This is a genomic window from Nostoc sp. DSM 114161, from assembly GCF_052692665.1.
Window position 1 is genome coordinate 4051255 of the sequence record NZ_CP195141.1, and the last position, 14269, is coordinate 4065523.

Genomic DNA, 14269 nt, shown 5'->3' on the forward strand with positions numbered 1-14269 from the left:
GTACTTCATTTATTTCAAATATGCTCTATTAATTATTCTATTAAAATCTGTGAGCATCGGTAGTATCTTGGGCAATCTAAAGATAACTAGAAATTCTGCTTACCGAATTATGTGATTCAGGAGCTAGCCCTTGATACAAGAAAAATTCAGGCTATCAGCATTTGATAGAGGAAATCATCCCTCACGAAATTTATTGATTCGATTTATTCTGGGTGGTACTACTCTTGTAGTTAGCATCTCTGCTTATTTTAGCTATCAAGCTGCTAGAAATCTGATGCTCAAAGATTTGAGACAGAGTGCTTTTTTAGAAGTACGCAGAGGAGTTGATGAAATTGAGGAGTGGTTACACGTTCGTCAAGTGGAGGTAGAAACCCTAGCGAATACTTCAACTGTACGCTCCTTAAATTGGTCTGTGGCAGAACCCTATTTAAAAACAGAAGTAAAGCGAATCGATGAATTTTTCTTTTTCCAAATAGCTACCCCAGACGGTTCATATTCCAATACAAAAGTTGGTCGAGCAAATAAAAATGTTCGGGATCGAGACTATTTTCAAAAAGCAATTGCAGGAAAGAGCAACATTTCCGATCCCTTCATTAGCCGTTCTACAGGAATTCCTTTAATTGCGATCGCCACGCCGATTTGGTCTAATTCTGCTAGCCATAGTTCGCCAATTGGAACCTTCCAGGGCAATGTCAGAGTCGATCGCATTGCAGAGGTTGTCAACTCACTTCAATACGGCGCGAATAGCTATGCTTTTGCCCTCAATTCCCAAGGAGAGGCCATCGTTCATCCTGACTCGGCATTAATGTCAACGGTAGAAAAACCTGCACCCAGCCTGCTAAAAATTGGCGATCGCAATTTAAATGCGATCGTCCAGCAAATGGTAAACAAAAAACAGGCAATTGAGTTGATGGAAATTGACGGCACTCAAAAGTATGTAGCTTATCTGCCGTTAACACAAGCTAATTGGTCTGTGGCTTTGGTAATTCCTCGCCAAAATATCGAATCTCGATTGCAATTTCTGGATTTGATTGCCTTAATTGTCGGCGGACTGACAGTTACTATGATTACTGTCTTATGGAACGTACAAGCATTTGAACAAGCTCAACTAAAAAAGTCCAAAGCAGCAGCTGATACAGCTAACCATGCTAAAAGCGAATTTTTAGCCAACATGAGTCACGAACTGCGAACGCCTTTGAATGGCATTCTCGGCTGTGCCCAAATTTTGCTCCGTTCCCCAACTTTAGCTGAGCAAGAGCAATATCATGTCAGTATTATCGAACAATGCGGCTCTCATCTGCTGACTTTAATTAATGACATATTGGATCTCTCCAAAATTGAAGCAAAAAAGCTAGAATTGCACCCGCAGGATGTGTATTTTCCCTCTTTTCTCCAAGGAATTGTCGAAATCTGCCACATTCGGGCAAAACAAAACGACATTTTGTTTGTCTATAAACCCGCGATTAATTTGCCTACAGCGGTTAGCGTCGATGTCAAAAGATTGCGTCAAGTACTATTGAATCTACTAGGAAATGCCATCAAATTTACAGATGAGGGTGAGGTTATTTTCAATGTTGAAGTCCTCGATCTACCTCCTAGTGACGAACAGACAGTGAAACATCGCCTCCGGTTTACAGTCGAAGACACAGGAATTGGTATAAGTCCCGCACAATTGAGCCAGATTTTCTTGCCATTTGAACAAGTAGGTGAGAAAAAGCGTCAAGCTGAAGGTACAGGTTTAGGTTTAGCTATTACTCGACAGTTAGTGCAAATGATGGGTAGCGATATCCACGTTCAAAGTCAGATTGGTCAGGGGAGTAGCTTCTGGTTTGAATTGGAAATTCCTAAAGCCAGCGATTGGGTAAAATCTGCGATCGCTGCATCAGATAAACAAATCATTGGCTTTGAGGGTGGCCCCTACACTATCCTGATGGTTGACGATCGCTGGGAAAATCGCACAGTGATTACAAACTTACTCCAACCACTGGGTTTTAATGTAATTGAAGCTAGCAACGGTCAAGAAGGTTTAGAAAAAGCGATCGCCCTCAAGCCAGACTTAATTATCACAGATTTGCTGATGCCACAAATGAATGGGTTTGAATTGATTCAACACCTGCGTTACACTCCAGAAACTCAAGATGTAAAAATTATCGTCTCTTCTGCGAGTGTTTTTGAAGCCGACCAACATCGCAGCCTGCAAGCTGGAGGTAACAAGTTCCTCAGCAAACCTGTACAGGCAGATGAATTATTGCAGCAATTACAAAGCCTCTTAAATTTGGTATGGATTTACAAGCAGTCTCAGCCTGAAGAACTAAAAACCAAACAAGCAACCACAGCAAATACCCAATCTACTCAATTAACCCCTCCTTCCCCCGAAGTATTGCAAGAACTAGTTACCCTAGCCACTAAAGGTAACTTCAATGCCATTCTCAAGTGGGCCGACCGACTGGAGGAAACAGACACAACCTTCGCGCTATTTGCTAGCGAACTACGGCAACTAGCAAGGCAATTTGATGAAGATTTAATCCTCAGTTTCTTGACTGAATATGCGGTGGAAACAGTATGAAAGCGACTATTGGAGACCAAAAAAATTCGATGGATTACTCTGCTTCTAGGGGAATTGTTTTAGTCGTTGACGATAACCCTGCCAATTTAGAAGTTTTATCCAGCTTTCTGGATCGGTCTAGCTTTGAAGTTTGGGCAGCACGCAGCGGAGAGAAAGCCCTTAGGCGATTAGAAAATGGTGATTTACCCGATCTAATTTTGCTGGATGTGATGATGCCTGAATTAGATGGTTTTGAAACCTGCAAACAGCTAAAAAGTAATCCTCGTCTCCAAGATATTCCGGTGATTTTTATGACAGCCCTCTCAGAAACTGCGGATAAAATCAAAGGTTTGCAATTGGGAGCTGTAGACTACATAACCAAACCTTTTCAGTATGAAGAAGTCTTGGTGCGGATCGAAAATCACCTCAAGCTAAGAAATTTGACGAAAACCTTAATCGCTAAAAATGCGGAATTACAACAGACTCAAACTCAACTGATTCAGGCAGAAAAGGTAGCAGCATTAGGTCAACTTACAGCTGGAATTGCTCATGAAGTTAATAATCCCATCAATTTTATAGCTGGCAACTTAAATTTTGTGGAAAAATATGTACAAGAGATAGTTAGTTTACTGCATCTCTATCAAAAATATCTGCCGGAACCACCAGAAGAAATTAAAACTGCGATTAACAAAAGCGAAATTAATTTTTTATTAGATGATTTATTTAAAGTTATTCAATCCATGCAAGTCGGCACGAATCGCGTTACAGAAATTGTTTCATCTTTAAACAATTTTTCTCGACACAGAGAAGCTGGTAAAAAACTAACTAACTTACATGAAGGAATAGAAAGTACGCTACTGATTCTCGGACATCGATTTAAAGCAAATACTCATCGTCCAGCCATCCAAATAATCAAAGAATATGGAAATTTACCTCTGATTGAATGTTTCCCTGGGGAAATTAATCAGGTTATTATGAATTTGATTTGTAATGCGATCGATGCAATTGAAGAAACACATAAAAATAAAAGTTTTAAAGAAATTTCTCTACATCCTGGTATAATTAAAATCAAAACAGAGGTAATTGGAGAGCAAGCCATTTTAAGAATTGCCGACAATGGCCCAGGTATAAACAAAGCAGACCAAGGAAAAATATTCGATGCCTTTTACACAACAAAACCCGTTGGTAAAGGAACAGGGCTTGGTCTATCTATTGCTTACCAGATTGTGGTGAATAATCATCATGGCAAGCTCACATATCATTCCAACCCAGGTGAAGGCATAGAGTTTATTATTGAACTACCCATCTAATAAATTCAACCGAACTCTTAACGCCACTCAAACAAAAATTAAGCCCAAATGTAACCCAAACTGGACTGACGATATAGTTTTTGCAATCATGAATTCTTTTCCACTCAAGCGATATGGGGAAATTTTTATGAATCGATCGCACTCTTAGCGACATCTAACCACAAGCCCAGCCCTTATTCCGGATCGTTGCCGTATGTCACACAAGGACTATCAACTTCCTGCATCGGTTGGAATGAATTGCAGAAATTTACACTAGCGCAATTAACACCTGCTTCATCGGGGTGAATACATTGCACAACGCCCTCCAAAACATGAAAGGCACAGTGATTACAGATAGTTTTACATGGCAATGGTTGAGCGTCGATTGAGTTTGACATAGATCGAAATTTTTAACAGAGGAAACAGCAGCAATAGCAGGCATAAAGCTGAGATGCCTTTTAGCTTCGGTGAAAACCATGTTAATTGGGCGTATACTGCTAGGCAACACCTACGACATCCCTAACGGCGATCGCAGCCTCATCAAAAAATACCTTACAAGAGCTAGTATCAATACTCCGGATTAAACGAATCAGCGTCAGCCGTTTCTGTCGCTGTGATTCATTAGTATCTGTAGTTTTTAAGTAGAACTCATCAAGAAAGAAGTAAACGACTTCAATCAAAACATGTTTTTGCAACTTAGCAATATGAGATTGAAGTAGTGATGAGTCATCGCAGTTTACACCAGACTAGTTTGGAAAAAGCGATTAACAGGGCGCGGCAATCCGAGATTTTCGCGCAGCGTGTTACCCTCATACTCTTTGCGGAAGATGCCACGCTGTTGGAGTTCTGGCACAACTTTGTCAACGAAATCGTTCAATCCTTCAGGAAGATAAGGGAACATGATGTTAAAGCCGTCAGACCCTTCCTCAAACAGCCATTGCTCCATTTCATCGGCGATGGTTTGGGGCGTGCCGACGAAAGCCAACCCGCCGTAACTGCCAACGCGTTGCGCTAGCTGTCGAATAGTCAAGTTCTCACGTTGTGCTAAGGCTATTACTCTTTCTCGTGAAGAGTGACCAGCGTTAGTCGGTGGGATTTCAGGCAAGGGGCCATCTGGATCGAAACCCGAAACATCGTAGCCCAGCGCACTATTTAGGCTGGCGATTCCACTGTCATAATGTACTAAGCTATTTAAATAAACACGTTTGGTTTGTGCCTCGGCGACGGTTTCGCCCACAATGACTAAAGCACCTGGAAGAATTTTTATACTGTCTGGGTCGCGCCCAATTGCCCGCGCCCGTCCTTTGATGTCGGCAAATAAAGCCTTGCCAGCCTCCAGATTACCAGCAGGTGCAAACACAGCCTCGGCGGTTTCGGCGGCTAATTGCCGTCCGGCTTCCGATGCGCCCGCCTGAACGATTACCGGCCAGCCTTGAACAGGTCTAGCAATGTTCAATGGCCCCCGCACCGAGAGATATTTTCCCTGATGATTCAGAACGTGAAGCTTGTCGGGATCGAAATAAATCCCAGCTTCCACATCTCGAATGAAGGCATCGTCAGCAAAGGAATCCCAAAGGCCTGTAACGACATCATAAAATTCTCTAGCTCGTCGGTAGCGTTCGTCATGCTCTATTTCTTCTTGTAAACCAAAGTTGAGTGCTGCGTCTGGATTGGCTGTGGTGACAATATTCCAGCCAGCACGGCCGCCACTGATGTGGTCGAGAGATGCAAAGCGGCGAGCGATATGGTAAGGCGCGTCATAAGTTGTGGAAGCTGTAGCTACCAATCCGATGTGTTCGGTGACGGTGGCGAGGGCAGAAAGCAAGGTGAAAGGCTCAAAAGAAGTAACAGTATGGCTGCGCTTGAGCGCGTTGATTGGCATATTTAATACTGCTAGGTGATCCGCCATGAAAAATGCATCAAACTTGCCTTGCTCTAGTTTTTGGATGAATTTTTTCAGTGCTGGGAAGTTAAAATTAGCGTCAGGTATAGCACCAGGATAACGCCAAGCACCTGTGTGTATGCTTACCGGGCGCATGAATGCACCTAGTTTTAATTGCTTCGTTCTGCTCATTATCCCTCCGTATCATAGTATTAAATCCGCTACTCTTCCTTGAAAACTCAATCTTTGAAATCCAGGATGAGAGACATTGATGATTAATTTGTATAAATAATTCGTAACTAAAAAGCTGAATTTTTTCTAAAGAATAAATGGCTTAAATAGTTCCAACAGGGTCAATTGCACATAATTTTTTCCCTATTACCCACTCCCTATTCTCTGTCCCCTCTCTTAGCATTAATGCACCTCAAGAGGATGGTTGATTACGCCGCAGTTGCCATAAACGGCAATCCAAATCCCATAGCGTGGTTCAGACATAGTTTTCTCGAACCTTATTAATAGGTGCTAAAGGTTGATTTTGCAGCCAATATAAATTACGGTAAATCTATTGATTTACTGTAGTATACTATGAGGTTTGCACAGTTAAGCATAAAAAACAAGGGGGTATTAGAGATTAAGTTACTCATCTTTAGGGAAACTCAAGCCAGATGCCCCTCATTTCTTTAAGGAGGCAAGAATGTCAGAACCTCGATACGGTATTTGGTCGCCTGTGGGTAGTAACTTTGGCCCTCTCAATGCGCCAGATGAACCGATTGATGCTAGTTATGAACGCACGCGATCGCTAGTCGCTCAAGAAGTTATCCCTCGCGTGCAACACTTACAAAAAGTTGCTTAGTTATCGAACGAATACACCCTGCTAATGGAAAGTTTTACGGCAGTTTCAACCAGATAGAAAATTAACTTGCAATACTTATTGTTAGAAAACCTAATAATTAGTGTATCATACTAATTGTCATTTGCTGTACGCACTCTTAAGTATTATGCAAACTCTATCTACTGCATAATTAGTCGGACAAGGCAGCAAGTCTGCGGTATAGCTAACGCAATTTAATAGACAAATAAGCAGAACGCGCCAGTCTAGTAGCTCATTGTCGAAGATGGCATTGATGAAGAATTACTAGCAAAAAATGCAGGCAGTAAATTTTTGCCTGTAGAAGCCCCTCACAGTAAGTAGCAAAGTATGAAAATTACTACCAAACAGGAGGAAAAGGAATTGCTCGCAGAAAATGAATTACAACTAAGTGCTGACGTGCTGGTAATTGGTGGCGGCCCGGCCGCAGCATGGGCAGCATGGGCAGCTGCATCCCAAGGTGTCAAAGTCATCATTGCTGATAAAGGTTTTCTGGGTACAAGCGGTGCTGCTGCGGCTAGTGGTAATGGCATCATGGCTCCTTCTCCAGAGAATTGGGACAAAGTTGTATCGGAGCGTTATCGCGTAGCCAAAGACCTCGCTAACTTACGTTGGATTGAGCGTGTCGTCGAAAAAACTTGGCTTAGTTTACCCCTAGTAGAAAAATGGGGCTATCGTTTCCCTAAAGAAAATGGGGAATCTGTGCGTCAGAGTTATTATGGCCCTGAATATATGCGGGTAATGCGGAAAAACCTGTTGCGTTCTGGAGTGCAAATTCTCGATCAAAGTCCGGCTTTAGAGCTTTTATTGGCTGAAGATGGTTCTGTGGCAGGGGCAAGAGGTGTCCAACGACAGCATCATCGTACTTATACCGTTCGTGCTGGTGCAGTGGTCTTAGCCAATGGCGGTTGTGCATTCTTGAGTAAAGCATTAGGTTGCAACACTAATACAGGTGATGGAATGCTAATGGCAGTAGAAGCTGGCGGCGAACTCTCTAGTATGGAAGCTTCTAATCACTATGCAATTTCGACCGCTTTTAATGCCACAGTGACAAGGGGTGTTCCCTTTGGCTGGGCTAGTTACTCAGATGAAGCAGGTAACGATCTTGGTGGTTATATTAACGGTCGTCGCGATCCTGCGTTTCTCCCTAATGCCCTGATGAAAGGCTCTGTTTATGCTCGTTTAGATAAAGCCACAGATGAAGTCAAGGCAGTAATTGAAAAGTCTCATTTCATCGCTTTTCTACCATATAAAAAGGCTGGCATCGATCCCTATACAGAAAGAGTACCTGTAACACTGATTTTAGAAGGGACAGTCAGGGGGACAGGTGGCATTCGGATTATCGATGATAGTTGCGCTACAAAAGTGCCTGGACTTTATGCGGCTGGGGATGCGGCATCGCGGGAGTTTTTAGCTGGGTTAGCTTCTGGTGGTGGCGGCCCTAATGCTGCCTGGGCAATTTCTACAGGACAATGGGCTGGAGTTGGGGCGGCGGCTTTTGCGAAGAGTTTGGGCGCACTTGCAAATGAACGGGTTGCACGTGCAGCTGGTCAAGTGGGAATGCATTCAAACTCCCCCACATCTGAAACATTCGATAACGAGGCAATTGTGCGGGGCGTTCAAGCCCAGATGTTCCCGTTAGAGAAAAATTACTTGCGTTCTGAACAGAAACTTCTTGATTCTCTTGCCAAATTAGAAACGCTGTGGCAGCAACTACAAGGGAATCCAAAACAAGATACTGTGCGGGATATAGAATTTTCTCGTCGCGCAGTTGCTCTGACTGCTGTCGCGCGATGGGCATATTTTAGTGCTTTACATCGCACGGAAACTCGTAGCGAACATATTCGGGTGGACTATCCTCAAACCGATCCCAATCAGCGGTATTATCAAGCCACAGGCGGCTTAGATAAGCTTTGGGTAAGGCGCGATTGGATTACAGATGCTATCGCTACACCACCAGTACAAACCACTCAAACCCCACCGGTTGTATCAAAGTTGTAGTAGGAGCAATATCATGATTGAGCTTGTCAGCCATAAACTTTGCATTAATTGTAATCTGTGCGTTCAAGTTTGTCCTACTAATGTCTTCGATCCAGTCCCCAATCAGCCACCCGTAATTGCTCGGAAGGAAGACTGTCAAACTTGTTTCATGTGTGAGGCATATTGTCCGGCGGATGCGCTTTATGTTGCGCCCGAATCTCACACTGAGATTGCAGTCAATGAGGATGAGTTAATTGAAAGTGGCATTATGGGCGAATATCGTAACATATTGGGTTGGGGATATGGCAGGAAAAACAATAGTGAATTAGACACTGCTCATAAACTACGCCAACTGCCGCGTCCTTATCAAAGTTAATTTTATTAGGTTAATAGGCGATCGCATTTTATCTTCACCTTGGAAGAATGCGATCGCTTGGTTGTTCCTTGAGTGGATTTTTTGCTTTGTCGATCGAGTCGATGTTTCATTATCACTTAATGAGCCAGTTCGACTGTACAGTAGACCTCTTGCAATCAATTGCTTTTTGCACTCTTGTGGGAAAAGGTTAAAGGGGAAAGGGGAAAGCGAAAATACCAAACATGCACCCCTTTTACCTTTCCCCTTTTCCTGACTTGTGCAAGAAGTCTATTATTAATGGCGATCGCAATCCTCAAATCATTAAAAATTAGCGCTATCACTGCAATCTCAGTTGATAGCGCTTTTATCTATCTTCAAAAACCATCGGCTAAAGTTTAAATTATGAATAATTGTGCAAGCTGCTAACACGCAAAAGATAAATGAGTATAATTATTTGCCCTGGAATCCACGATCGCACCTTCACCCAATCCTTTATATCGGGATTGTTCGATGGCTTAATTGGGGAAAATCAAGCTAATATACTCGTTTTTCCAGGCAAAGACTTTTTAAATTTATCCGCTTTGCACATTTTAGAGTTTTTGCGCCATCGCCTCAACAACTCTTTAGAATCGCCACTGATATTTATTAGTTTTAGTGCTGGCGTCGTCGGGGCAATAGGGGCAGCACATTTGTGGCAACTTTTAGGTGGTCGCGTGAAAGCGTTTATTGCTATAGATGGATGGGGGGTGCCATTACAGGGGAATTTCCCGATTCATCGGATGAGTCATGATTATTTTACCCATTGGAGTTCTAGTTTGCTTGGTAGTGGGCAAAATAACTTCTATGCAGAACCAGGAGTCGATCATATGTCAATTTGGCGATCGCCTGAAACTGTACAAGGCTGGTGGGTAGATTCATCCATTGGAATTTTTCCCCCCAAAGGCCATCTGAGTGCAGCTGCATTTTTGCGTATGCTGTTAGAACGCTATGAAGCAAATTAATCCGGACAATGGAGTAAGTAAACAGGAGTTAGGAATGAGGAGTTAGGAGTAGACGCGATTAATCGCGTCTGTACAAGAGTTAGGAGTCAGCATTTATTCTCTCCCATGCCCAATGCCCCATGCCCCATGCCCAATACTGCCCCATCTACCCAAAGTAACTGATGTTTCCAACAGAACCTGCCGCTGTTAATAATGGCTTTAGCGCACTGCTAAAAAACCGTGGTTTTATGCTGCTGTGGATTGGGCAATTAGTCTCCCAACTAGCAGATAAAGTCTTCTTTGTTTTGATGATTGCTCTCTTGGAGAACTACTCACCGCTTCCTGGGTTAGCACAAAACTCGATGTATTCAACTTTGATGCTATCGTTTACAATACCAGCGATTTTGTTTGGTTCTGCCGGCGGTATCTTTGTTGACCGCTTCCCAAAAAAGCTGATTATGGTCGGCTCAGATGTCGTGCGTGGAATATTAACCCTGTGTCTTCCCTTGTTACCAAGGGAGTTTTTGATTCTCTTAATCCTAACTTTTGCAATTTCCACAGTCACACAGTTCTTTGCCCCAGCCGAACAAGCATCTATTCCCTTGTTGGTGAAGCGAGAAAATTTATTAGCAGCCAACGCACTATTTAGCAGCACCATGATGGGAGCTTTAATTATTGGCTTTGCCATAGGAGAACCGATTTTGAGTTTGGCGAAAAGCTTGATGGGTGAAGAATACGGTCAAGAACTTGTGGTTGGTGGACTCTACATATTATCGGCTGGGATTATGCAGCCCATTAAATTTAAAGAACACAAACCACCAAAGGAACATCAACAAGAAAATCACCCTTGGGCTGAATTTACCGCGAGTCTGCGCTATCTCAAGAAAAATCGTTTGGTTTTGAACGCTATGCTGCAACTGACAACCTTATATTGTGTGTTTGCAGCGTTAACGGTGTTGACGATTCGATTAGCCGAAGAATTTGGTCTCAAAGAAAAACAGTTTGGCTTTTTCTTAGCCGCAGCCGGCGTAGGTATGGTATCTGGTGCGGCGCTTTTAGGTCACTGGGGCGATAAATTGCACCACAAGCCCTTACCTTTAATTGGATTTTTGATGATAGCCCTAGTTTTAGGAGTGTTCACTTTCACGCACAATTTAATGCTAGCCCTTGGACTGTGTGCAATCTTAGGTATCGGTGCTGCTTTTATTGGCGTGCCTATGCAAACTTTAATTCAACAGCAAACACCACCAACAATGCATGGTAAAGTATTTGGCTTTCAAAATCATGCTGTCAACATCGCCTTATCTGCACCTTTAGCAATTACCGGCCCATTAACTGACGCTTTGGGATTGAGAACGGTGCTTGTAGTCATGAGTATTGTTGTCGTAGTTGTCGGCGTTTGGGCTTGGCAAAATACCCGCAGAGTCTTGCAAGACGTAATTTAAGTAATGTAGGCTAATAGTCTGGCTTTATTTTTAATATATAAATTAAATTAATCGGGATTTAATTGAAGTTTTCTATTAAAATGAAATCTTAACTACAGAAGTCAGCATTAACTTTAGCTATAGTCTGAGGTTTGAACGTGCGTTCACAAAGTGTCTCCATTGGAGAATTGCCTTCTCAAATCAGTATCCCACAAACCGAGAATCACAAACACTCCCGTAATTCAAACCCGCCAGTCGTGCCCAAACGTGCATCTGGCGGTTTTGCTCTGCTTGACAGCCTTCATCGCCACGGTGTTGAGTATATTTTTGGTTATCCTGGTGGGGCGATTCTGCCAATTTACGACGACCTGTACAAAGTGGAAGCTACTGGTGCGATTAAGCACATTTTAGTGAGACACGAACAAGGTGCAGCCCACGCTGCGGACGGTTACGCGCGTGCCACGGGTAAAGTAGGAGTATGCTTTGGCACTTCTGGGCCAGGAGCAACTAACTTGGTAACGGGCATCGCCACAGCCTACATGGATTCGATCCCGATGATTGTAGTCACGGGACAGGTTTCACGTCCAGCGATCGGTACAGATGCGTTTCAAGAAACCGATATTTATGGGATTACACTACCAATCGTGAAGCACTCCTATGTAGTGCGCGATCCCAAAGATATGGCGCGAATTGTGGCTGAAGCCTTTCACATCGCTAGCACGGGGCGTCCAGGGCCAGTTTTGATTGATGTGCCTAAGGATGTAGCTTTAGAAGAATTTGACTATGTACCTGTCAAACCAGGCTCAGTTAAGTTACGGGGTTATCGTCCCACAGTCAAGGGAAATCCCCGACAAATTCAGGCAGCAATCCAGTTAATTACTGAAAGTCGCCGCCCGCTTCTGTATGTAGGTGGAGGTGCGATCGCCGCTGGTGCCCACGAAGAAATCAAACAATTAGCCCAGTTATTCAATATCCCCGTCACCACAACCTTAATGGGGATCGGCGCCTTTGACGAACATCATCCCCTAGCTTTGGGAATGTTGGGAATGCACGGCACCGCTTACGCTAACTTTGCCGTTAGCGATTGTGACTTGCTAATTTGCGTCGGTGCGAGATTTGACGATCGCGTCACAGGCAAATTAGACGAATTCGCCTCCCGCGCCAAAGTAATTCACATCGACATCGACCCCGCAGAAGTCGGCAAAAACCGCATTCCCGAAGTGCCCATCGTCGGCGATGTGCGAAACGTGCTGATTGACTTGTTGCGTCGCTTCAAGGAAACAGGCATCAAGCCAACACCAAATCAAAACCAAGAGTGGTTAACTAAGATTAACCGTTGGCGGGAAGAGTATCCTTTAGTAGTACCCCAGCATCCCGACAGCATTTCGCCCCAAGAAGCGATCGTCGAAGTCAGCCGCCAAGCCCCCAACGCCTTCTACACCACAGATGTCGGACAACATCAAATGTGGGCAGCACAATTTTTGAAAAACGGCCCGAGACGCTGGATTTCTAGCGCAGGTCTAGGAACGATGGGTTTTGGCCTACCTGCGGCTATGGGCGCGAAAGTCGCGTTTCCAGATGAAGAAGTCATCTGTATTAGTGGCGATGCTAGTTTCCAGATGTGCTTACAAGAGCTTGGGACGTTAGCACAATACGGCATAAATGTCAAGACTTTAATTATTAACAATGGATGGCAAGGAATGGTACGCCAGTGGCAGCAAGCCTTCTATGGCGAACGTTACTCATCCTCAAACATGGAAGTAGGGATGCCAGACATTGAGTTATTGGCAAAAGCCTACGGAATCAAGGGTATGGTAATCCGCGATCGGAGCGAATTAAAAGATGCGATCGCCGAAATGCTGGCGCACAACGGCCCGGTAATTGTGAATGTCCACGTTACCAGAGACGAAAATTGTTATCCAATGGTAGCCCCTGGTAAGAGCAACGCTCAAATGGTCGGTTTGCCCAAGCAACAGCCCAAAGCCCCAGCAGAGCCAGTTTATTGTAGCCATTGCAACGCGAAAAATGCTCCTACCCATAACTTCTGTGCTGAGTGTGGGACGAAGTTGTGAAAGGGGCAGGGAGTAGGGAATAGGGAGTAGGGAGTAGTGAAAAAAGATTAGAGGGCAAAGGGATGATTTACCCCCAACGCCCAATGTCCACTCCCCACTCCCTACTCCCTACTCCCAAAATTTAGCCGTCTTTATACGCAGAGGAATGTGTCCTCTGCGTATTTTTTGTGAAACAAATATTTATATCAATCACCGATACCATTTGTATTTTTACCCAATTTTTTGGGAATTCTAAACCCACGAGGCTGTATAAACCGTAAGGTATTACTTCCTCAAATATCACCTAACTTTTAAAGGATAATTATGCCTCAACGCAGGTTGCCCAAAGGACGTAGTGCTAGTTCAGTTGCTTTAGAACCAGAAGTTGCGATCGCAATTCTTGGACTTTTTTCCGCAGCTGCTGATGGTGAAGGAATTTCTTCTACAGAAGAATATGCTTTGAGTGAATTTCTCAGTCAGGTTGGCTTATTTGAAGATTACTCTGATGATGACTTTGAAGAATTGACCGAGAAAGTCGTCAGCTTGATTGATGAAGAAGAACCTGAAGACTTAGTAGCCCAAGCGATCGAATCTTTACCAAATAGAGCTTATCGAGAAGCTGCATATATCACCGCTATTTTAGTGGTAGGTATTGATGAAGAAGTACCGGAAATTGAACAAGATTATATCTCTGAACTTCAGGAAGCCTTAAGAATTTCAGACGAACGAGCGCAAGAACTAATAGATGAAATATTCGGGGAAGAAGAGGAGTAATCATACTTGAAATTGCAGCCTCAGTCATCTACCATCATTAATTTGAGGTTGCTAATTTAAAGCATGAAATAATTTTGTTGGACTTGAGTTTTTCAGATTCCCGACTTCTTGAAGGAGTTGG

General features: G+C 43.6%; 12 protein-coding genes. 9 read left to right on the forward strand and 3 right to left on the reverse strand.

The genetic code is table 11. The features are described 5' to 3' along the window. Positions 1-130 precede the first annotated feature (130 nt). Together NSTC745_RS17625 and NSTC745_RS17630 are read left to right on the forward strand one after the other, a co-directional pair. A complete protein-coding gene (locus NSTC745_RS17625) occupies positions 131-2566 on the forward strand; it encodes an ATP-binding protein (protein WP_445638296.1) in 2436 nt (811 codons plus the stop codon). Then, positions 2563-3855: a hybrid sensor histidine kinase/response regulator gene (locus NSTC745_RS17630; protein WP_445638297.1), complete on the forward strand. Its 1293-nt coding sequence runs from the start codon at positions 2563-2565 to the stop codon at positions 3853-3855. Before NSTC745_RS17625 ends, NSTC745_RS17630 begins: the two co-directional genes overlap by 4 nt. Positions 3856-4028: 173 nt before the next feature. Here the strand turns inward: NSTC745_RS17630 and NSTC745_RS17635 are convergent, their stop codons facing one another. From NSTC745_RS17635 to NSTC745_RS17645, 3 genes are all read right to left on the reverse strand, one after another. Then, positions 4029-4232 carry a hypothetical protein gene (locus NSTC745_RS17635; protein ID WP_445638298.1) on the reverse strand — a complete coding sequence of 68 codons (204 nt, stop codon included), beginning with the start codon at positions 4230-4232 and terminating at the stop codon, positions 4029-4031. A gap of 99 nt (positions 4233-4331) precedes the next feature. Continuing rightward, positions 4332-4514 (reverse strand): hypothetical protein, encoded by a 183-nt coding sequence (locus NSTC745_RS17640; RefSeq protein ID WP_445638299.1) that lies wholly within the window; start codon positions 4512-4514, stop codon positions 4332-4334. A gap of 56 nt (positions 4515-4570) precedes the next feature. After that, positions 4571-5908: an LLM class flavin-dependent oxidoreductase gene (locus NSTC745_RS17645; protein WP_445638300.1), complete on the reverse strand. Its 1338-nt coding sequence runs from the start codon at positions 5906-5908 to the stop codon at positions 4571-4573. 502 nt (positions 5909-6410) lie between these two features. On the opposite strand from NSTC745_RS17645, the gene NSTC745_RS17650 reads away from it, so the two are divergent. The 7 genes from NSTC745_RS17650 to NSTC745_RS17680 all read left to right on the forward strand — a co-directional run bounded on the left by NSTC745_RS17650 (position 6411) and on the right by NSTC745_RS17680 (position 14148). After that, entirely contained in the window at positions 6411-6569 is a 159-nt protein-coding gene (locus tag NSTC745_RS17650; protein WP_445638301.1) for a hypothetical protein, read from the forward strand. Between the two features lie 345 nt (positions 6570-6914). Continuing rightward, positions 6915-8585, forward strand: coding sequence for an FAD-dependent oxidoreductase (locus NSTC745_RS17655; RefSeq protein WP_445638302.1), 1671 nt, complete (start codon positions 6915-6917; stop codon positions 8583-8585). 13 nt (positions 8586-8598) lie between these two features. Next, positions 8599-8940 carry a 4Fe-4S binding protein gene (locus tag NSTC745_RS17660; RefSeq protein WP_445638303.1) on the forward strand — a complete coding sequence of 114 codons (342 nt, stop codon included), beginning with the start codon at positions 8599-8601 and terminating at the stop codon, positions 8938-8940. A gap of 419 nt (positions 8941-9359) precedes the next feature. After that, entirely contained in the window at positions 9360-9920 is a 561-nt protein-coding gene (locus NSTC745_RS17665; RefSeq protein ID WP_445638304.1) for a hypothetical protein, read from the forward strand. Between the two features lie 161 nt (positions 9921-10081). Beyond that, positions 10082-11344 (forward strand): MFS transporter, encoded by a 1263-nt coding sequence (locus tag NSTC745_RS17670; protein ID WP_445638305.1) that lies wholly within the window; start codon positions 10082-10084, stop codon positions 11342-11344. Positions 11345-11481: 137 nt separating this feature from the next. Beyond that, on the forward strand, positions 11482-13395 hold the full coding sequence (gene ilvB / locus NSTC745_RS17675; protein ID WP_445638306.1) for a biosynthetic-type acetolactate synthase large subunit: 1914 nt from the start codon (positions 11482-11484) through the stop codon (positions 13393-13395). Positions 13396-13698: 303 nt separating this feature from the next. Continuing rightward, on the forward strand, positions 13699-14148 hold the full coding sequence (locus NSTC745_RS17680) for a tellurite resistance TerB family protein (RefSeq protein ID WP_190953747.1): 450 nt from the start codon (positions 13699-13701) through the stop codon (positions 14146-14148). Positions 14149-14269: the final 121 nt, after the last annotated feature.

Bases quoted from the DNA above. Each gene is read 5' to 3' on its own strand.
- NSTC745_RS17630 (WP_445638297.1), top strand. From the start codon at position 2,563: ATGAAAGCGACTATTGGAGACCAAAAAAATTCGATGGATTACTCTGCT.
- NSTC745_RS17635 (WP_445638298.1), bottom strand. From the start codon at position 4,232: ATGTCAAACTCAATCGACGCTCAACCATTGCCATGTAAAACTATCTGT.
- NSTC745_RS17645 (WP_445638300.1), bottom strand. From the start codon at position 5,908: ATGAGCAGAACGAAGCAATTAAAACTAGGTGCATTCATGCGCCCGGTA.
- NSTC745_RS17650 (WP_445638301.1), top strand. From the start codon at position 6,411: ATGTCAGAACCTCGATACGGTATTTGGTCGCCTGTGGGTAGTAACTTT.
- NSTC745_RS17655 (WP_445638302.1), top strand. From the start codon at position 6,915: ATGAAAATTACTACCAAACAGGAGGAAAAGGAATTGCTCGCAGAAAAT.
- NSTC745_RS17660 (WP_445638303.1), top strand. From the start codon at position 8,599: ATGATTGAGCTTGTCAGCCATAAACTTTGCATTAATTGTAATCTGTGC.
- NSTC745_RS17665 (WP_445638304.1), top strand. From the start codon at position 9,360: ATGAGTATAATTATTTGCCCTGGAATCCACGATCGCACCTTCACCCAA.
- NSTC745_RS17670 (WP_445638305.1), top strand. From the start codon at position 10,082: ATGTTTCCAACAGAACCTGCCGCTGTTAATAATGGCTTTAGCGCACTG.
- NSTC745_RS17680 (WP_190953747.1), top strand. From the start codon at position 13,699: ATGCCTCAACGCAGGTTGCCCAAAGGACGTAGTGCTAGTTCAGTTGCT.